General features: G+C 71.5%; 18 protein-coding genes and 3 pseudogenes. 16 read left to right on the top strand and 5 right to left on the bottom strand.

Features of this window, described 5'->3' with window-relative positions:
* Positions 1-3 precede the first annotated feature (3 nt).
* The 9 genes and pseudogenes from Asi02nite_RS20380 (at position 4) to Asi02nite_RS20345 (ending at position 10,128) form a co-directional block, all read left to right on the top strand.
* Positions 4-795, top strand: coding sequence for an inositol monophosphatase family protein (locus Asi02nite_RS20380; RefSeq protein WP_203715205.1), 792 nt, complete (start codon positions 4-6; stop codon positions 793-795).
* A gap of 83 nt (positions 796-878) precedes the next feature.
* Entirely contained in the window at positions 879-1,157 is a 279-nt protein-coding gene (locus Asi02nite_RS20375) for a DUF6412 domain-containing protein (RefSeq protein WP_239126847.1), read from the top strand.
* Positions 1,158-1,434: 277 nt separating this feature from the next.
* Positions 1,435-1,701 (top strand): hypothetical protein, encoded by a 267-nt coding sequence (locus Asi02nite_RS20370; RefSeq protein ID WP_203715203.1) that lies wholly within the window; start codon positions 1,435-1,437, stop codon positions 1,699-1,701.
* 76 nt (positions 1,702-1,777) lie between these two features.
* Positions 1,778-3,157 carry a carbohydrate-binding protein gene (locus Asi02nite_RS20365; RefSeq protein ID WP_203715201.1) on the top strand — a complete coding sequence of 460 codons (1,380 nt, stop codon included), beginning with the start codon at positions 1,778-1,780 and terminating at the stop codon, positions 3,155-3,157.
* Between the two features lie 75 nt (positions 3,158-3,232).
* Positions 3,233-4,105, top strand: a pseudogene (locus tag Asi02nite_RS42780) (cellulose binding domain-containing protein); the annotation flags it as partial.
* Position 4,106: 1 nt separating this feature from the next.
* Positions 4,107-5,089 (top strand): annotated as a pseudogene (locus Asi02nite_RS41715) (chitinase); the annotation flags it as partial.
* A gap of 11 nt (positions 5,090-5,100) precedes the next feature.
* Positions 5,101-6,657, top strand: coding sequence for a cellulose binding domain-containing protein (locus Asi02nite_RS20355; RefSeq protein WP_203715197.1), 1,557 nt, complete (start codon positions 5,101-5,103; stop codon positions 6,655-6,657).
* 341 nt (positions 6,658-6,998) lie between these two features.
* Entirely contained in the window at positions 6,999-8,786 is a 1,788-nt protein-coding gene (locus Asi02nite_RS20350; RefSeq protein ID WP_203715196.1) for a DUF1800 domain-containing protein, read from the top strand.
* Between the two features lie 4 nt (positions 8,787-8,790).
* Positions 8,791-10,128 (top strand): DUF1501 domain-containing protein, encoded by a 1,338-nt coding sequence (locus Asi02nite_RS20345; protein ID WP_203715195.1) that lies wholly within the window; start codon positions 8,791-8,793, stop codon positions 10,126-10,128.
* Here Asi02nite_RS20345 and Asi02nite_RS20340 read toward each other — a convergent pair.
* Together Asi02nite_RS20340 and Asi02nite_RS20335 are read right to left on the bottom strand one after the other, a co-directional pair.
* Positions 10,125-10,958, bottom strand: a complete 834-nt coding sequence (locus Asi02nite_RS20340; RefSeq protein ID WP_203715194.1) for an alpha/beta fold hydrolase — start codon at positions 10,956-10,958, stop codon at positions 10,125-10,127. The genes Asi02nite_RS20345 and Asi02nite_RS20340 overlap by 4 nt on opposite strands.
* Before the next feature lie 91 nt (positions 10,959-11,049).
* Positions 11,050-11,577, bottom strand: coding sequence for a GNAT family N-acetyltransferase (locus Asi02nite_RS20335; RefSeq protein WP_203715193.1), 528 nt, complete (start codon positions 11,575-11,577; stop codon positions 11,050-11,052).
* Between the two features lie 60 nt (positions 11,578-11,637).
* On the opposite strand from Asi02nite_RS20335, the gene Asi02nite_RS20330 reads away from it, so the two are divergent.
* The 5 genes from Asi02nite_RS20330 (at position 11,638) to Asi02nite_RS20310 (ending at position 14,993) form a co-directional block, all read left to right on the top strand.
* Positions 11,638-11,931 (top strand): DUF1330 domain-containing protein, encoded by a 294-nt coding sequence (locus Asi02nite_RS20330; RefSeq protein ID WP_203715192.1) that lies wholly within the window; start codon positions 11,638-11,640, stop codon positions 11,929-11,931.
* A 61-nt stretch (positions 11,932-11,992) separates the two neighbouring features.
* Positions 11,993-12,430 carry a hypothetical protein gene (locus Asi02nite_RS20325; protein WP_203715191.1) on the top strand — a complete coding sequence of 146 codons (438 nt, stop codon included), beginning with the start codon at positions 11,993-11,995 and terminating at the stop codon, positions 12,428-12,430.
* 33 nt (positions 12,431-12,463) lie between these two features.
* A complete protein-coding gene (locus Asi02nite_RS20320; protein ID WP_203715190.1) occupies positions 12,464-13,180 on the top strand; it encodes a hypothetical protein in 717 nt (238 codons plus the stop codon).
* Positions 13,181-13,249: 69 nt separating this feature from the next.
* Positions 13,250-14,368 (top strand): hypothetical protein, encoded by a 1,119-nt coding sequence (locus Asi02nite_RS20315; RefSeq protein WP_203715188.1) that lies wholly within the window; start codon positions 13,250-13,252, stop codon positions 14,366-14,368.
* Positions 14,361-14,993: a Fic family protein gene (locus Asi02nite_RS20310; RefSeq protein ID WP_203715186.1), complete on the top strand. Its 633-nt coding sequence runs from the start codon at positions 14,361-14,363 to the stop codon at positions 14,991-14,993. Before Asi02nite_RS20315 ends, Asi02nite_RS20310 begins: the two co-directional genes overlap by 8 nt.
* A 23-nt stretch (positions 14,994-15,016) precedes the next feature.
* Here the strand turns inward: Asi02nite_RS20310 and Asi02nite_RS42775 are convergent.
* Positions 15,017-15,274: pseudogene (locus Asi02nite_RS42775) on the bottom strand (alpha/beta hydrolase); the annotation flags it as partial.
* A gap of 77 nt (positions 15,275-15,351) precedes the next feature.
* Here Asi02nite_RS42775 and Asi02nite_RS20305 point away from each other — a divergent pair.
* Entirely contained in the window at positions 15,352-17,010 is a 1,659-nt protein-coding gene (locus Asi02nite_RS20305; protein WP_203715184.1) for an alpha-amylase family protein, read from the top strand.
* 38 nt (positions 17,011-17,048) lie between these two features.
* Positions 17,049-17,810, top strand: coding sequence for a 3-oxoacyl-ACP reductase FabG (gene fabG, locus Asi02nite_RS20300; protein WP_239126850.1), 762 nt, complete (start codon positions 17,049-17,051; stop codon positions 17,808-17,810).
* Here the strand turns inward: fabG and Asi02nite_RS20295 are convergent.
* Together Asi02nite_RS20295 and Asi02nite_RS20290 are read right to left on the bottom strand one after the other, a co-directional pair.
* Positions 17,807-18,226: a hypothetical protein gene (locus Asi02nite_RS20295; RefSeq protein ID WP_203715180.1), complete on the bottom strand. Its 420-nt coding sequence runs from the start codon at positions 18,224-18,226 to the stop codon at positions 17,807-17,809. The genes fabG and Asi02nite_RS20295 overlap by 4 nt on opposite strands.
* The gene (locus tag Asi02nite_RS20290; protein ID WP_373312291.1) at positions 18,219-18,587 is read right to left on the bottom strand and encodes a hypothetical protein; all 369 of its coding nucleotides are present in this window, start codon (positions 18,585-18,587) and stop codon (positions 18,219-18,221) included. Before Asi02nite_RS20290 ends, Asi02nite_RS20295 begins: the two co-directional genes overlap by 8 nt.
* Positions 18,588-18,631: the final 44 nt, after the last annotated feature.

The following is an 18,631-nucleotide window of genomic DNA, read 5'->3' as shown; positions in this document are numbered from 1 at the left end:
TCCATGATCTTGACCGACGCCGAGGTGGCGGTAGCGGCGGCCGAGGCGGGTGCGGCGGTGGTCCGCCGCTACTACGGGACGGCGGTGGACCAGTTCGCGAAGTCACCACGCGACTTCGCGACGACGGCCGACCTGGAGTCGGAACGCGCGATCCGCGAGGTGATCCGCACGCACCGCCCGGCCGACGCGTTCGTGGGCGAGGAGGGCGGCCGCAGCGGCCCGGCCAGTGACCGTGAGTGGCTGGTGGACCCGCTCTGCGGCACCCTGAACTTCGCGGTGCGGTCACCGCTGGTGGCGGTCAACGTGGCGCTGCGCGCACCGGCCGGCCCGTTGGCGGCGGCGGCCGCGGACCCGCTGGCGGGCGAGGTGTTCTGGACGGACGGCCGCGACGCCTGGCTCCGCCACGACGGCGCGGACACACGATTGACACCGACGGCGGCGTCCCGGTTGGTCGACCTCAACCTGGACCCACCGTTCCCGAACGCGGCCGTCTTCACGGCGACCGCACTGCTGGCGTCCCCGGGCTTCCAGGCGGAGTTCGGCCCGCGGGTCCTCTCCACAACGCTGGCGGTGGCCTGGGTGGCGGCGGGCCGCCGGGCGGCCTACGTCACCGACGGGGACCTGCGCGACAGCGTCCACTTCGCGGCGGGCCTGGCCCTCTGCCGGGCGGCGGGCTGCGTGGTGACGGGCGTGCACGGCCAGCCGCTGCACACGGGCATCGGCGGCTTGATCGTCGCGGCCGACGCGCGGACCCACGAGACGCTGTTGACGTTGGTCCGCGAGCAGACCACCTGACCGGACGAGCGACACCGCGAAACCCGCCATCGGCGGCCCGAGCGGCGCGTTGGCCCTTGCCGCCGGGTGGTTGACTGGGCGGCGTGCGGCTGGTCGTTTCCACGCTTGCCGGGGCATTGCTCTTCGCCCTGGCCGACGCTGACGGCCCGATCTCGCCGCTGACCGTGCTGGCCGCCTTTGCCGCCCTGCTGGTCGCGGCCGCCCTCGGCGGCGTCGTCGTCGGCCGCCGCCACACCGCCGGCGTCGCCGCGAGCAGCGCCACGCTGCGGGCTCGCGCGCAACGACGCGGCGTCCCGCGCGCCGTCGACCCGGACGGGGCCGGTCGTCCCCGCCCGCGCGCGCCCTCGCTTCACCTCGCCTGATTCGTCACCTTTCCCCGCCCGCCCGCGCGGGTCTGTTCGCCAGGCTTTGCTCTGCACCCATCTGCGCACCACCCCGTCTGACCTGCGGTGCGTAGATGGGTGCAGAGCAAAGCGGCGCGCGGTGGGCATCCCGATCAGTCGAGGAAACGATCATGCTTGCCTTCGCACCACTCGACGGGCCGTCGGCGCTGCCGGGTCTGTCCTGTCCGGTTTCGCCGCGTTTCTGACGCCGTTCGCCGGCCCGTACGCCATGGCACCGAACTCACCGGCCTCTACCGTGAGACCGGCGCCAACCCGCTCGCCGGCTGCCTGCCCGCCCGTCGGCGAGATGTGGGGCGTCCCGCTCGCGGCCGGCCTGAGCACGGCCACCATCCCCCTCTGCGGCGCGCTCCTGCTGCTGTTGGTCCTGCTCGCCGTCTTCTTCGCGCGCCGTGCGCGGCGGGCGCTCGATCCACAGGCGACCGGGTTGGCCCGGGTGCTGCCCTTCATGTCCTTTCTCACCGTTCCGGCCGCGCTCGTGCCGCCGCGCCGGCCGATCCATTGACAACCGTGTCTATGTCCGTTACAACCCCACTGAGAGCGCTCTCACAGCACCGTCCCCCGCACGAGAGAGGCCACGTATGAAACGTCGCGCACTGTTATCGATCGCCACCGCAGCCATCACCGTCGCGGCCCTCGCGACCGCGGTCACCGCCAACGCCTCGCTCCCGGCCACGCCCTCGGGCTGGACCCTGGCCTGGAGCGACGACTTCAACGGCTCGGCCAACACCCTGCCCTCGTCGAGCAACTGGATCATCGACACCGGCACGGCCTACCCCGGCGGGCCCGCCAACTGGGGCACCGGCGAGATCCAGACCTACACCAACAGCACGTCCAACCTGAGCCTCGACGGCTCCGGCAACCTGCGGATCACGCCGATCCGTAACGGGTCCGGGCAGTGGACCTCCGCCCGGATCGAGAGCCAGCGCAGCAACTTCAAGCCGCCGTCCGGCGGTGTGCTGCGGATCGAGGGGCGCATCCAGATGCCCAACGTGACCGGTGCGCAGGCGGCCGGCTACTGGCCGGCGTTCTGGGCACTCGGCGCGCCGTACCGGGGCAACTACTGGAACTGGCCCGCGATCGGCGAGTTCGACATCATGGAGAACGTCAACGGGATCAACTCCGTCTGGGCGGTGCTCCACTGTGGAGTCGCGCCGGGCGGTCCCTGCAACGAGAACAACGGCCTCGGCGCGAACCGGGCCTGCCCCGGCTCGTCGTGCCAGTCCGCGTTCCACACCTACCGCTTCGAGTGGGACACGAGCGTGAGCCCGCAACAGCTGCGCTGGTACGTCGACGGCACGCTCTACCACACCGTCACGTCGGCGCAGGTCGGCGAGCCGCACTGGTCCAACATGACCAGCCACGCCGGCTACTTCATCCTGCTCAACGTCGCGATGGGCGGTGCCTTCCCCAACGGCGTCGCGGGCTCGGCCACGCCGACCGGCTCCACCGTGTCCGGCCGGCCGATGCTGGTCGACTACGTCGCCGTCTACACCCGCGGTGGCGGCGGGACCAACCCGACCGACCCGCCGCCGACCGGCAACCCCGGTGGCGGTGGCTCCGCGTACAACCAGATCCAGGCCGAGTCCTTCAACGCCCAGAGCGGCGTGATCGTCGAGGCGTGCAGCGAGGGCGGCCAGAACATCGGTGCGATCCGCAGCGGCGACTGGGTCCAGTTCAACAACGTCAGCTTCGGCACGACGCCGGCCCGGGACTTCGTCGCGCGGGTGGCGTCGGGCGCCGGCGGCGGGGTCAGTGGCCTGGTCGAGGTGCGGCTGGACAGCCGGAGCAATCCCCCGATCGGCAGCTTCGCGCTGGCCAACACCGGCGGGTGGCAGAGCTGGCGGTCGGTACCGGGGAATGTGACGCCCACGACCGGCACCCACACGGTGTTCCTGACCTTCACCAGCGGCCAGCCGAACGACTTCGTCAACGTCAACTGGATCCAGTTCCGGAGATAGGTATTGACAAGTATCTGTAAACAGTCTTAATAATTGGCCATCTATCGATGTAAGCGCGGGCCTGGGGAGGACTTCATGCGCTTGCGGACCCTGATGGTCACCGCGGCGGTCACCCTGCTGGGCGGGGTGGCCGCCGTCGTGGGTGCGACACCCGCGATGGCCGCCGGACCGACCGCCACCTTCGTCAAGACCTCCGACTGGGGCTCCGGTTGGGAGGGCAGATACACGATCACCAACGGCGGCACGACCACCATGAACGGGTGGACGGTCGCGTTCGACCTGCCGGCGGGCAGTTCGGTGAGCAGCTTCTGGGACGCCGACCTGACCCGCACCGGGCAGCGTTTCGCGTTCCGCAACAAGTCCTGGAACGGCACCCTCGCGCCGGGCGCGAGCGCCTCGTTCGGGCTCATCGGCGCCGGCGCCGGCGCCGGGTCACCGGCCAACTGCACGCTCAACGGCGCGTCCTGCGGAGGCACGACCGACCCGGGTACGCAGCCGCCGGGCACACCGGGCGCACCGAGCGTCACCGGGGTGACCCAGACCAGCATCTCGCTGTCCTGGGGCGCGTCGAGCGGCACGGTCACGGGCTACCGGGTCTACGAGGGCTCGACGGTCCGCGCGACCGTCACCGGGACGTCCGCGACGATCGGCGGGCTGACCGCCAACACGGCACACACCTACACCGTGGCGGCCTACAACGCGGCGGGTGAGTCGGCCCGCAGCGCGGCCGTCACCGGCACGACCAGCGGCGGCACGGGGCCGCAGGTGCCCGGCACGCCAGGGAACGTGCGGGTCACCGGCACCACGGGCAGCGCGATCTCGCTGGCCTGGAACGCGTCGACCGGCACGGTCACGGGCTACCGGGTCTACGAGGGCTCGACCGTGCGCGCCACGGTCACCGGTTTGGCGGCCACCATCAGCGGGTTGCCCGCGTGCGCTGCGCGGACGTACACCGTCGCCGCGTACAACTCCGCCGGCGAGTCGGCCCGCAGCGCGGCCGTCAGCGGCACGACGACGGGCTGCTCCACCGGTCCGCTGCCGGCCCACTTCCTGACCGGCTACTGGCACAACTTCGTCAACCCGGCCGTCGAGTTGCGGTTGCGGGACGTGCCGGCGGCGTACGACCTGATCGCCGTCGCCTTCGCCGAGGCCACCTCGACGCCGGGCGCGGTCACGTTCGCGGTCGACCCCGGCCTGTCGACGGCGCTCGGCGGCTACTCCGACGCCGACTTCCGCGCCGATCTCGCCACGCTGAAGTCGCGCGGCAAGAAGGTGATCCTCTCGGTCGGTGGCGAGGCGGGCCGCGTCGCGGTCAACGACGCCACGAGCGCCACCAACTTCAGCAACTCGATGTTCAACCTGATCCAGTCGTACGGCTTCGACGGCGTCGACATCGACCTGGAGAACGGCCTGAACCCGACCTTCATGGCCCAGGCGCTGCGCAACCTGCGGAGCCGGGTCGGCGCCAACCTGATCATCACGATGGCGCCGCAGACGATCGACATGCAGAACCCGACGGTGTCCTACTTCAAGCTGGCCCTGGACATCCGCGACATCCTGACGGTCGTCCACACCCAGTTCTACAACTCGGGCTCGATGCTCGGCTGCGACCAGTCGTTCGCGTACTCCCAGGGCACGGTCAACTTCATGACCGCGCTCGCCTGCATCCAGTTGGAGGCCGGCCTGCGCCCCGACCAGGTCGCGCTCGGGCTGCCCGCCGGTCCCGGCGCCGCGGGTGGTGGCGTGGTCGCACCCAGCATGGTCAACCAGGCGCTGGACTGCCTCGCCCGCGGCACCAACTGCGGCAGCTTCCGGCCGCCGCGCACCTATCCGGGCATCCGTGGCGCGATGACCTGGTCGATCAACTGGGACGTGAGCAACGGCAACCAGTTCGCCAACACCGTCGACCCGCACCTGGCCACGCTGCCGTGAGGAGAATCCACATGAGACTGTTCCGGAGGGTGACGGTCACCGCCGGGCTGGCGGTCGCGGCCCTGGTGCTCGGCGTGGCGGTCGCACCGGCCGCCTCCGCGGCCACCGCCGCCTTCGTCCGCACCGCGAGTTGGGGCAGCGGCTACGAGGCCCGGTTCACCGTCACCAACAACACGTCGTCGACGATCACGTCGTGGACCGTCGTCTTCGACCTGCCGGCCGGCACGTCGATCGGGTCCTACTGGGACGCCGACCTGACCCGCAACGGGCAGCAGTTCAGCTTTCGCAACAAGTCCTGGAACGGGACGCTCGGCCCGAACGCGACGGCGAGCTTCGGCTTCGTGGCGGCCGGGGCGGGCGATCCGACGAACTGCACGGTCAACGGCTCGTCCTGTGCGGGCGGGCCGCCGACCAACCCGGGCGCGCCCGCGACGCCGGGCAACGTGCGGGTCACCGGCACGACCGGCACGTCCATCGCGGTGGCCTGGAACGCTTCCTCGGGTGCGACGGGCTACCGGGTCTACGAGGGTACGACCGTGCGGGCGACCGTCACCGGGACGTCCGCGACGATCGGCGGGCTGCCGGCGTGCACCTCGCGGTCGTACACGGTGGCCGCGTACAACGCCCAGGGCGAGTCGGCGCGCTCCGCCGCGGTCTCGGGCACGACGACGGGCTGCACGAACCCCGGCACGGGCGCTCAGGTCGCGGCCCCGTACATCTATTCCTGGGGCAACGTCCCGAACGTCAACACGGTGATGTCGGCGACCGGCATCAAGTGGTTCACCAAGGCGTTCGTCCTGTCGGGCGGCGGCTGCGTCCCGGCGTGGGACGGCAACCGGCCGATCACCAGCGCGGGCGACGCCCAGCAGATCGCGGCGATCCGGGCCGCCGGCGGCGACATCATCCCGTCGGTCGGTGGCTGGAGCGGCAACAAGCTGGGCCCGAACTGCTCCTCGGCCGCGGCCCTGGCCGGCGCGCTGCAGCAGGTGATCAGCGCGTACAACCTCAAGGCCATCGACCTCGACGTGGAGAACACCGACGAGTTCGAGAGCGAGGTCGTCCAGGACCGGATCCTCGGGGCCTTGAAGATCCTCAAGCAGAACAACCCGGGCCTGAGGACGATCGTGACGATCCCGACGGCCACCAGCGGCCCGTCGTGGTGGGGCACCCGCCTGATCAACCAGGGCGCCGCGCTGCAGGCCAATGTGGACGTCTGGACCATCATGCCGTTCAACTTCGGCGGCGGCGCCGACATGTACGCGTCGACGGTGAGCGCCGCGGAGGGCTTGAAGAACGCGCTGAAGACGGCGTTCGGCTGGACGGACGCGGTCGCCTACCAGCACATGGGCATCTCGGGCATGAACGGCCGCTCCGACCAGAACGAGATCACGACGGTCGCGCAGTGGACGTCGATCCGCGACTGGGCGGAGTCCCGCGGCCTGGCCCGCCTGGCGTTCTGGTCGGTCAACCGCGACCGCGGCTGCCCGGGGGGCCCGCTCAGCTCCGACTGCTCCAGCATCGCCCAACCCGACTGGGAGTTCACCCGCATCACGGCCCAGTTCGGCTGACCACCCGAAACGACCCGCCGCCGCCACTGCCACCCGGCGTGGCGGCGGCGCGGCCCGGGGGAGGCGCAGATCCACGACGACGTGTACGACAGCCCGCGGCGGGGCCGGTCACGGTCGTCATTCCGGGCTACGTCGCGACGCTCGCACCCGACTCTTGACGCGCGTCCCCGTAGATGGCCGGCCTCCATACGCTCCGGCCAGCTGAAACGCCCCTCTGCGGCGACCCGAAAGGCCGCCCGAAGGTTTAGGGGCGGCTTAACAAACCACCGCCCGCATTGAGCGGCGCGGGTGCGTGCATCTATGGTCCGGCCTGGATCGATCCGTAGAACTGGGGTGGGGGGATGGAGCGACGGCGTGCCGCGTCTCGGCACCGGGCACCGGACCCGCAGGTGCCCACGGTCGCGCGGCTGGCCCGGGCGAGCGAGCCGACGCTGCTCAAGCTGGTCCGCAACCGCCGGCAGGTGCTCATGGGCGCCGGTGCCGCGGTGGTGGCCACCGGTGCGGTCGGGTCGGCGGTCGCCGTGCTCGGTGGCGGCGACGGCATCGCGGCCGCGCTCGCGGACTCCGCCACCTCGACCCGGTCGCCGCGGGACGCGGGTGCGTTCGCTGACCGGGACGCGAGCTACACGCAGTCGCTCGGTGACTCGATCAACCTCGGTGCCGCGGGCCTGATGGACAGCGCGGGCGCCGCCGCCGCGGCCGCCGCGAAGGCCACGCCGACCAACCCCAACCTGCTCAGCCGGGACCCGATCCTGCACATGCTGCGGCGTACGACATTCGGGCCGTCCCGGACGCTCGTCGACGCGGCCGGCAAGCTGGGCGTCGACGAGTGGCTGGAGCAGCAGCTCAACCCCGGCAAGGTCGACGACCCGGTGGCCACCAGGGCGCTCGCCGCGTTCCCGACCGTCGCGATGAGCACCGCGCAGATCCGGCGCACGGTCAAGGACGGCGACTGGCAGGCGCAGTACGAGCTCGGTCAGGCGACCATCGCCCGGCAGATGTGGAGCAACCGCCAGCTCTTCGAGGTGATGGTCGACTTCTGGTCGAACCACCTCAACGTGACCAACCCGTTCGACGGCGGGTGGGACGTGCGGACCTCGTACGACAACGACGTGATCCGCAAGCACGCGCTCGGCAAGTTCGTCGACATGCTCAAGGCCAGCGCCCGGCACCCGGCCATGTTGCGCTACCTCGACAACGCGGCGTCGGACCGGCGGTCGGTCAACGAGAACTACGGGCGCGAGCTGCTGGAGCTGCACACCGTCGGGATCGACGGCGGGTACGTCGAGAAGGACGTGCGCAACAGCGCGTACATCCTGACGGGCCGGACCGTGAGCAACGAGGGCGAGTTCCGCTACGAGGCCAACCGGCACTGGATCGATCCGGTCAAGGTGCTGGGCTTCAAGGACAAGAACGGGTCGCGCTCGAAGGGGCTCGACGTCGGTGAGAAATATCTGTCCTATCTGGCCACCCACCCCGCGACGGCGAAGAACATCGCGCGCAAGCTCGCCGTGCGGTTCGTCTGCGACGCGCCGCCGAACGGGCTCGTGCAACGGCTCGCGGACACCTACCTCGAGCACGGTACGGCGATCGCGCCGGTGCTGCGGGTGCTCTTCCGCTCGCAGGAGTTCTGGATCGCGACGGGCATGAAGACCCGCCGGCCGCTGGAGAACTTCGTCGCGACCGCCCGCGCGCTGGGCGTGGCACCGGGTTCCGACACGCGCGCCGGCGTCGAGGGCCTCTACTTCATGACGCAGAGGTTCGGCAACGCGCCGCTGGCCTGGGTGCCGCCGAACGGCTACCCGGACGTCGCGGCGGCCTGGCGGTCGGCGCACGCCACGCTCGCCCTGTGGAACGCGCACCGGGCCCTGATCGGCGGCTACGAGCGCGGTTTGTCGTACCCGAAGGTCGAGGGTCTGGTCGGTAAGCGGCCCGGCACCACGGGCCCGTACCTGGACAGCCTCGCGGACCGGCTGGTGTTCCAGAAGGTCGCCGAGCCGCACCGCAAGGCGCTGCTGTCGTTCCTGAGTGCCAAGGACAGCACCGCGGTGCGCAACGGCAGCCTGGGCGGCAAGCTGGAATACGTCGCGCCGCTGCTGCTCGACTCCATCTACCACGCACTGCGGTGATCTCATGACTGTCGACAACGGACCACTGGCGGACCTCGCCCGGCACGGGCCGAACCTGCCCGAGGCGGCGATCCGGGTGCAGGCCGAGGCGGTCGCCGCCGACCTGCAGGCGCAGCGCGACCAGTGGCGCAAGGGCTTCACCCGGCGCCGGGTGCTCGCCGGTGCGGGCGCGGTCGGCGTGGCCAGCCTGGCCAACCAGGTCGTCACCACCCGGGTCGCGTTCGGCGCACCGTCGACCACCACGCGCACGCTGGTCGTGGTCTTCCTGCGGGGCGGCATGGACGGGCTGTCGGTGGTCGTTCCCCGCGGGGACCGCAACTATCTGAACGCCCGCCGCGGCATCGCGATCCAGCCCGGTGCGCTGCTCGCCGGCGACGACCGGTTCGGGCTCCATCCTGGACTCGCGCCGCTCGCGCCATTCTGGGAGGCCGGCAAGATGGCCGCGGTGCACGCGGTCGCGTCGCCGGACGCCAGTCGCTCGCACTTCCAGGCGCAGGACTGCCTGGAGCGGGGCGCCGCGTCTACGGCCGTCCACACCGGATTCCTCGACCGGGTGCTCGAACAGCTCGGCCCGGGCACGACGTTCCGCGCGGTCGCCGAGGGCTCGGCGCTGCCCCGGTCGCTGGTCGGCGGCCAGAGCAAGCTGGTGCTGCAGGGCATCCGCGACTTCGACCTGCGCTCCGGCGGCGGCATGCGGGAGAAGACGCTGACGGCGCTCAAGGCGCTCTACACGGGCGTGGGCGACCACCCGCTGGGCAGCCAGGCAGCCGAGACGCTCAAGTCCATCTCGACCGCCCGGAAGATCGCGCAGTCCGACTACCAGGGCACGGCGCAGTGGCCGGGCGGCGGCTTCGCCGACCAGCTCAAGGACGTGGCCCGGCTGATCCGCGCGAAGGTCGGCCTGCGGGTCGCGGCCGTCGACATCGGCGGCTGGGACATGCACACCAACATCGGCGGGCCGGACGGCGGCGACATGCGCAACCGCCTCAACGAGCTCGCCGGCGCCCTCGGCGCGTTCGCCACCGACCTCGGCCCGGCCCTCGACGACACGTCGATCGTGACGATGAGCGAGTTCGGCCGCCGGGTCGAGGCCAACGGCAACTCGGGCACCGACCACGGCCACGGCGGCCTCATGCTGCTGCTCGGCGGCGGCATGAACGGCGGCCGGGTGCACGGCCGCTGGCCCGGCCTGTCGGCCGGCTCGCTGGACCAGGGCGACCTGGCCGGGGCCAACGACTACCGCGACGTGATGACCGAGTTGCTCGGCGCCCGGATGGGCGTGAAGGACTGGAAGAAGATCTTCCCCGGCTACACGGCGAAGAAGATCGGCGTGTTCCGCTAGGACCGCAAGAAGTTCATCAGGTCGGTGTGGAACTCGTCCTTCAGCGTGCTGGTCAGCCCGTGCGGTGCGCCCGGGTAGACCTTGAGCTCGGCGTTGTCGACGATCTCGACGGCCTTGCGGGACGCGTCGTCGATCGGCACGATCTGGTCGTCGTCACCGTGGATGAACATCGTCGGCACGTCGATCACCTCGAGGTCCATCGTCAGGTCGGTCTCGGAGAAGGCCTGGATGCAGTCGTACGCGCCCTTGAGCCCGCAGGTCATCGACTGCTGCCAGAACTGGTCCTTGAGCCCCTGCGAGACGTGGGAGCCCGTGCGGTTCGCGCCGTAGAACGGGTCGGCCAGATCCTCGTAGAACTGTGAGCGGTCGGCCGAGAGCCCGTCGCGGAGCTGGTCGAAGGCCTCCTTCGGGGTTCCGTCGGGGTTCTTCGACGATTTGATCATCACGGGCGGGATCGCGCTGACGAGCATCATCTTGGCGACCCGCGAGGTGCCGTGCCGGCCGACGTACCGCGTGATCTCGCCGCCGCCGGTCGAGTGCCCCACGAGCACGACGTCGTTTGGGTCCAGCGAGTCGATCACGGCGGCCAGGTCGTCCGCGTACGCGTCGAGGTCGTTGCCCTCCCACGGCTGGCTGGATCGCCCGCCACCACGGCGGTCGTGGGCGATGCCCCGGAAGCCGTTCTCGGCGACGTGCATCATCGCGTCGTCCCACGCGTCGGCGGTCAGCGGCCAGCCGTGGCTGAACACGACCGGCTGCCCGTTGCTGTTGCCCCAGTCCTTGAAGAAGATCTCGTTGTTGTCCTTGGTAGAGACGTGCCCGGTGGTCATGAGTCCCCCATGCGCGTGCGTCGGTCAGTTGTTTCCGACGCTACGGGCGGCGGTGCCGGCCTTCGGCGGTTCGGCCGATCCGTTGCCGCCGTCACGTTGCGGGTGCGACCCCTGGTGCCGACGCGACCTCAGGTGCCAGGCGGATCTCGTAGAGGTGGAGGTCGCCGTCGACGCCCGTGCGGTGGAACCCGGCCCGTTCCAGGGTGCGCTGGGACGCGACGTTGTCGGCGGTGGTGTCGGCGACCACCCGGGACAGCCCGTGCGCGGCGGCAAGGCTCAGCAGGGCGGTGAGCGCCTCGGCCGCGTACCCGTTGCCACGGGCCGACGGCGACAGCCCGTAGCCGACCTCGACGCAGCCGTCGGACGGCCGGCCCTTGAAGCCGATGCCACCGATCGCCTTGCCGTCGGCGGCGCGGGTGATCCGGTAATGCCCGAACGGTCGCTGGTCGCCGTGCACGGCCGTCGTGCGCAGGAAGGCCGTGACACCGATGACGTCGCCGTCGAACGGGAAGTCGTCGGCCCACGCGTCGCCGGCGCCGGCGCGCCGCCCGGCGATGCGCTCACCCTCGGCGGTGTCGATGGCGTGCAGGAGCAGGCGTGGCGTGCGAAGTGCGGTCACGGCCGCCAGCGAATCAACCCCGGGCGCGACACACAAGGCGATCAGGCGACATCATGGGGCATGGTCGCCTACTGGATCAACACGTTCACCGCCATCCACGACGAGGCCAAGCTGGCCGCGTACGTGGAGTTGGCCGGCCCCGCGATCCGCGCGGCGGGTGGCGTCTTCCTCGCCCGCGGCAACCCGGTGCACGTGCTGGAAGGCGCGTCGGCGTTGCGCACCGTCGTCATCCGGTTCGCCGACGCCGACGCCGCGGTGGCGGCGTACCGCAGCGCCGCGTACCAGGAGGCACTCGCGGCACTGGGCGACGGCGCGGCCCGCGACATCCGCGTCGTCGACGGCGTGGACGACTGATGGAACAACAGGGTCTTCGGACCCAAGTCACCGGTGCTGCCGCCGGTTTAGCCTCGCGGGCATGACGATCAGCATCAGCACGCGCCGGGACGTCGTCAACCCGGACGTTCTCCAGGCGGTGTACGACGACCCGCGGCCGTTGCAGGACTTCGGCGCGGTCGCGGCGTCGCCGGCGCGGGTCGCGTCGATCGTCGAGTACCGGTCGCAGCCGGCGTTCGTACTCCTGCTGAAGTTGGCCGACCGTTATTTCGCTGATCCGGGTTTTCAGGACGCGCTCGCGCGGAGCCTGCGCGAGAATCCCGCGGTGGTCCGGTCGTGGGAGATCTGGAGTGCCGAGAAGCGCTGGGCGCCGAGCGCCTATCTCGACGGGACCGAGGTCGGCTGGTTCGACGGGGCGCGGCGCAACATCCGGGTCCACCCCGACCGCGCGGCCGCGGTCGCGGACCTCATCCGGCGGCTGGCCGCGTGGCTGTCGCGGCGCGAGGTGGTCGACGCCTAGGAGGTCTCGCCGGTCCGGGCTAACCTGCCGGGCATGACCGACGCCGTGGTGCCGAGAGCGGGCATGACGATCAGCATCCGATCGCGCCGCGACGTCGTGGTCGTCGACCCGGACCGGTTCCTGGCGGCGGCACGACAGGCGGCGCCGGACGTGTCTGACGTCTACGACGCCGTGCACGCGCTGCTCGACCGGGACGGCGATCTGGCCGCGGACGTCCGGGACAGCGAGGTGATCGGCGTCGGCGGGCCGCTGCCCGGCATCCGGGTGACGGACCGGCCCGACGGACTGTCGCCGGCCGGTCGGCTGCGGCAGGTGGTGGTCGACGACGATGCACGGCCGTTGCAGGACTACGGCTGTTTCCTCCCGGACGATCCGTTCGCGCTGCCGCGGGCGGTGGACGAAAGCGCCGCGGCGGCCGTCGCCTCGATCGTCGACCACCGGTCGCAGCCGTCGTTCCCGCTCCTGCTGACGCTGGCCGACGGCTACTTCGCCGATCCGGAGTTCGAGGACGCGCTGGCGCGCAGTCTCCGCGAGAGCCCGGCGCTGGTCGAGCGGTGGGAGACCTGGAGCGCGGACCAACGCGGGACGCCGAGCGCGTACCTGGAAGGGACGGAGGTCGGCTGGTTCGACGGCACACGCCGAAACGTCGTGACCCACCCGGACGGCCCGACCGCGACGGCGGACTTCATCCACCGCCTGACGGCGTGGCGCGCCAGACGAGCGGTGATCGACGTCGCGGCCGCCGAATGAACAGTCCTCGAAGGATGGGACTACGCTGAGCGGCTGCTCGGCGGAAGGGTGACCGTGGCTGTCGATCGCGTGGATCTGCCGGATCACTGGCGGCTCTCCTGGCAGGACGTCGATCCCGCCGCGCGGCCGGCTTTCGATCCGGCCGGTGTCGCGGAACTGGTGCGCGGGCTGCCACCCGCCGCCGATGTCCCGCCGGCGGACGCCGACTGGCGGCTCGTCAGCTTCTGGTTCGACCGGATGACGGAAGCGCTTATCGACCGCCTGGGCGACTGGGTGGTGGGTTGGCCGTACACCATCGCGATGGAGGACTACCGGGGCCGCGGTGTCGTTCCGGTCTGGCGTTCGGCAGCCCGCCTCGTGACGACGCCGGAGGAGACGCTGGCGCGCCTCGCGGCGGACGTGGTGGCATGGCACGAGCTGCTGGTCGAGATCGCCACCGACGCCCGGGGCCGGTTCTCCGCGGGAGCCCCCGCGGGTGACGGCGCGCCGCCCGCCTGGCGGGTCGTCCAAGGTCCTGACCGGATCGCCGTCCACATCGATCGGTGGGACCGCACGGGGCCCAGCCCGTATCGGCTGACATGGGCGGAGACCGACGCGTCCTTGGATCCGGAAACCGTGCCGGCCGTGGTGCGCGCGGTGTTGTCGGCGCAGGAGATTCCGGCGCAGGAAGCCGACTGGCGTATCAAGGACCTGTGGCTCGACAGCATCTCGGCCGGGCTGATCGACCGCTACGGGAGTTGGGCGGTGGGCTGGCGCTGGTCGGTCGGCGAAGGCGACCTCGACGGCGGCCCGGTCGGCGCCTGGTGCTGCTTCCGGCACTCGGTCACCACGCCGGAGGCGACCGCCGACGCGATCCACGCGGCCCTCGTCGAGTGGCGCGACTGGCTCGATGACCTGGCGGAGCGCTTCGACCGGTTCCTGCCTGTCGAGAACCTGGACGGCTGGGAGCGCGCGGTCGCCCACCTGGTGACCGCGGTCGGCGACCGCACGCAGTATGAGTCCGCCTGGTACGGCTGCTGCGAAACCGTCCTACGCTGGTTCCTCGAGGCGGCCGGCGTCGACCCCGCGCGTCACGAAGAGCTGCTCGACCACGCGATCGGCGGCCGCTTTCACAGCTGGGTCGAACCACCGCGCGAGGTCGTGGAGTCCGTGGCCGAGGACGTGGCCCGGCGGGTGGCCGGTGGATGACCATCTGTCGGTCTGGCAGGCAGTGCGGGAAGTCGTCGGCTGGCGGGACGTCGTCCCGCACCCGCCCGCGCCGGTGTTGTCGGCGCTGCGCGACGGTTTCGTGGCGTTCGCCGGCACCACACCTGATCCGCGACGGGTGCGGCGATGGCTGGCCGCGTACGAGGACGTGCGCCACGAGGCCGCCGCGGGCGCCGACCTGACCGTCGACCTGCTGGCCCGCTGGAACCGCACCATCCGCGGCGTCCCGGTCGCGGACTTCCGCCGGGCACCGGCACACGCGAAGAACGGCCGCGAACGGTACGGCCTGCATGCCGACACCGCGCACCGCTTGGCCGTATGCCTGGCCGAGTCGGCCGACCGGGAGATACCGGTGACCGCCCGCGCGGCCCGCGCCTACCTCGACGTCGCCTTCTTCCACCCGTACGACGACGGCAACGCCCGTCTCGCCGCGCTGACGCTGCTGTTCGTGCTGCGGCGCGAAGGGGTCGAGCTCGACGAGGTCAGGCCGATCCTCACGACCGTGCGCCGCGCCGACGACCCCGAGGGGGCGGCGGACCTGGCCCGGCTCGTGCACGGCATCGCCGTGGCGAGCCGACGCCGCGCGATCAGCGGGCGGTGCGGGTGAAGCCTCCACTCAGGAGGGACGTCCGGCGGCGTGGCCAGGAACGCGCCGCGCACCAGGCCCGTCTCGTGCTCCGCCGCCCAGAGCGCCACCGTCAGGCAGCCCGCGCTGTGCGCCACCAGCAGCGCCGGGGTGTCGGCTGCCTCCACCGCCGACCGCAGCGCCGCCACCCGTTCCGCCGCCACGTAGGGCGGGCCCGGCGGCTCCGGTGCCCAGGAGAAGCCCGGCCGGGCCGCGAACACGCGCATCCAGTGGCCCGCCAGCGGGATGCCCCGCCCGGGCACGAGCAGATACCGCACGCGGCGAACGTACCTGAGGAGAAGTGTTTGGCCCTGCCCGCGTGGGGTTAACACATCAACGTATGGGTGACCGGTGGTACCAGAAGGCTGTCGTCTACTGCGTCGACGTCGACACGTTCCAGGACTCCGACGGTGACGGTGTCGGCGACCTGCGCGGGCTGATCGGGCGGCTCGACTACCTCGCCAGGCTCGGCGTGACCTGCCTCTGGCTCCACCCGATCCACCCCACGCCCGGCCACGACGACGGGTACGACGCCACGGACTTCTACGGGATCGACCCCCGGATCGGCACGCTCGGTGACTTCGCCGAGCTGCTGCACCAGGCCGAGGACCGCGGCATCCGGGTGATCATCGACCTCGTCGTCAACCACACCTCCGACGAGCATCCGTGGTTCCAGCAGGCGCGGTCGGACCCGGACTCGCCGTACCGCGACTGGTATGTCTGGAGTGACACCGCCCCCGCGGACCGCACCCAGGGCATGGTGTTCCCGGGCGAGCAGGACGAGACCTGGAGCTACGACCGCACCGCGAAAGCCTGGTACTACCACCGCTTCTACAAGTTCCAGCCCGATCTGAACTTCGCCAACCCCAAGGTCCGCGAGGAGGTCAAGCGGGTCGTCTCCTTCTGGCTCCAACTCGGCGTCGCCGGGTTCCGGATCGACGCGCTGCCGTTCATCATCGAGCTGACCGAGCCGGGGAACCCCGACTCGCCCAAGGACTTCGCCTTCCTCGACGAGCTGCGGCAGCACGCCCAGTGGCGGCGCGGCGATGCGGTGCTGCTCGCCGAGGCCAACGTCGAGCCGGCGCAGCTCGTCAACTACTTCGGCGACGGGGGCGAGGCGAAGGCCAACAGCCGGGTCCACACGCTCTTCGACTTCATGCTCAACGGCCGGCTGGTGCTCGCCCTCGCCCGCGAGGACCCGGAGCAGCTTGTCGACGCGCTGCGGGACACCCCGAAACTGCCGCCGGGCGGGCAGTGGGCGACCTTCCTGCGCAACCACGACGAGATCGACCTGTCGCGGCTCACCGCCGAGCAACGGGCCGAGGTGTACGAGAAGTTCGGGCCGGACGAGAACATGCGCCTCTACGACCGGGGCATCCGGCGCCGGCTCGCACCCATGCTCGGCAACGACCGCCGGCGCCTGGAACTGGCCTACGCGCTGCAGTTCTCGCTGCGCGGCACCCCGGTGCTGCGCTACGGCGAGGAGATCGGCATGGGGGAGGACCTCTCGCTCAAGGGCCGCTTCGCGATCCGTACGCCGATGCAGTGGTCGACGTTGCCCAACGGCGGCTTCTCCACCGCCGACCCGGAGAAGCTCATCAGGCCGGTCGTCACCGGCGGGGAGTTCGGGTACGAGACCGTCAACGTCACCGCCCAGCGGCACGACCCGGACTCGCTGCTGTCCTGGTTCGAGCGCATGATCCGCACGCTGCGGGAGGCCCCCGAGGTCGGCGCCGGCTCGTGCACGCACGTCGACGTGCCCGTGCCCGCCGGCGTGCTGGCGCACCGGGCCGACGGCCCGACCGGCTGCATGCTCTTCGTGCACAACCTCGGCCGGAAGGCGGCGACCGTCGACCTCGGCAAACTCGCGGCCGAGGCCGACCAGCCCAACGACGTGCTGGCCGACCAGCGCTACGACGAGGTCGGCGACCTGACGGCGCTGAAGGTGGCGGGCTACGGCTACCGCTGGATCCGCCTCAACCGCAACCCCGCCGGATAGCTGCTACCCTCCGGTAACCACGAGGGAGGTCGATGGCATTGGCGGAGCGACGGGTTGCCCTGGTCACCGGTGCGGCGCGCGGGATCGGCGCGGCCACGGCACGGCGGCTGGCCGCCGACGGGCTCGCGGTCGCGGTGCTCGACCTCGACGAGACCGCGATCAAATCCACTGTGGACGCGATCACCGGCGCGGGCGGCACCGCGGTCGGCATCGGCGCCGACGTGGCCGACCGCGAGCAGGTCGAGACGGCGGTGGCCCGGGTCGAGAGCGAGCTGGGCCCGCCGACGGTCCTGGTCAACAACGCCGGCGTGCTGCGCGACAACCTGATCTTCAAGATGACCGACGACGACTGGGACACGGTCCTCGGCGTCCACCTGCGCGGCGCGTTCCTGGTCACGCGGGCGGTCCAGGCACACATGGTGGCCGCGAAGTGGGGCCGGATCGTCAACCTGTCGAGCACGTCGGCGCTGGGCAACCGGGGCCAGGTCAACTACTCGGCGGCCAAGGCGGGCATGCAGGGCTTCACCAAGACGCTGGCGATCGAGTTGGGCCGCTACAACGTGACGGCCAACGCGGTGGCGCCGGGCTTCATCGTCACCGACATGACCGCCGCGACGGCCGCCCGGATGGGCATCGACTTCGAGACGATGAAGAAGGCGGGCGCGGAGCAGATCGCGGTCAGGCGGGTCGGCCAGCCGGAGGACGTGGCCCACACGATCTCGTTCCTGGCCAGCGAGGGCGCGAGCTTCGTCAGCGGCCAGGTCATCTACGTGGCGGGCGGGCCACAGGCGGGGATCTAGGCCGCGGCGCGATCCCGGCCGGCGTAGCGGAGCCAGAGCAGGCCGATCACCGGGAGCACGAGCGGCACGTAGCCGTAGCCGCGGCCGAAGTCCGTCCAGACCGTGTCGTCCGGGAAGGCGCCCGCGTCGAAGATGCTGAGCAGGCCGACCGTGACCACGCCGATCAGCTCGATCGAGCAGCTCACCAGGGCCACCCGGCGCCAGGTCTCGCCGCCCTTGGCCAGCGCGACCGTGGCCACGATGTAGACCGCCGCCGCGAACGCGGAGAGCAGGTACGCCAGCGGCGCCTCGGAGAACTTCGCGCCGATCTGCACCGCCGCCCGGGCGCTGGCCGAGAGCGCGAAGATGCCGTACACGGCGATCAGGGCCCGGCCGGGGCCCGTGCCCAACGTGCGCGGCGCGGTCCGCTCAGCCACTTGTCACCACCTGCCACGTCTGGTGCAGGCGCAGCACCAGCACCGGAACCGTCAGACAGACCACGAGCACGATCACCGAACCCCAGCGGGTGGGTTCGAGCCTGGCCAGCACCCAGCCGAGCGGTGGCAGGCAGATGATCGTGACGACGTAGCCGAAGAACGTCACCCCGCTCGCCGGGCGGTCGCCGCCGGCCGCCGCGATCGCGGCCGCGATCAGCAGCACGATCAGCGAGACCTCGACGACGGCCAGGCCGAGCAGCTGGCCCCGGCCGGGCGCGCGCTCCCGCAGCGCCTCGACCAGCGCCCACGCGCCGACGAGCAGCGAGAGCGCGATCACTATGCCGGAGAGGGTGCCGTTCACGGTCACACACCGTACTCGCCCGCGTGACGCCCCAGGCCATCGGG

This window comes from Asanoa siamensis (genome assembly GCF_016862555.1).
In the GTDB taxonomy this organism is placed as follows: Bacteria; Actinomycetota; Actinomycetes; order Mycobacteriales; family Micromonosporaceae; genus Asanoa; species Asanoa siamensis.
The sequence above is the reverse complement of the archived record's forward strand: the minus strand, read 5'-3'. Positions and strand labels throughout refer to the sequence as shown.

Coding starts and splice junctions, on each gene's coding strand:
- Asi02nite_RS20380 (WP_203715205.1), top strand. CDS start 4: ATGATCTTGACCGACGCCGAGGTGGCGGTAGCGGCGGCCGAGGCGGGT.
- Asi02nite_RS20365 (WP_203715201.1), top strand. CDS start 1,778: ATGAAACGTCGCGCACTGTTATCGATCGCCACCGCAGCCATCACCGTC.
- Asi02nite_RS20355 (WP_203715197.1), top strand. CDS start 5,101: ATGAGACTGTTCCGGAGGGTGACGGTCACCGCCGGGCTGGCGGTCGCG.
- Asi02nite_RS20350 (WP_203715196.1), top strand. CDS start 6,999: ATGGAGCGACGGCGTGCCGCGTCTCGGCACCGGGCACCGGACCCGCAG.
- Asi02nite_RS20345 (WP_203715195.1), top strand. CDS start 8,791: ATGACTGTCGACAACGGACCACTGGCGGACCTCGCCCGGCACGGGCCG.
- Asi02nite_RS20340 (WP_203715194.1), bottom strand. CDS start 10,958: ATGACCACCGGGCACGTCTCTACCAAGGACAACAACGAGATCTTCTTC.
- Asi02nite_RS20330 (WP_203715192.1), top strand. CDS start 11,638: ATGGTCGCCTACTGGATCAACACGTTCACCGCCATCCACGACGAGGCC.
- Asi02nite_RS20325 (WP_203715191.1), top strand. CDS start 11,993: ATGACGATCAGCATCAGCACGCGCCGGGACGTCGTCAACCCGGACGTT.
- Asi02nite_RS20320 (WP_203715190.1), top strand. CDS start 12,464: ATGACCGACGCCGTGGTGCCGAGAGCGGGCATGACGATCAGCATCCGA.
- Asi02nite_RS20305 (WP_203715184.1), top strand. CDS start 15,352: ATGGGTGACCGGTGGTACCAGAAGGCTGTCGTCTACTGCGTCGACGTC.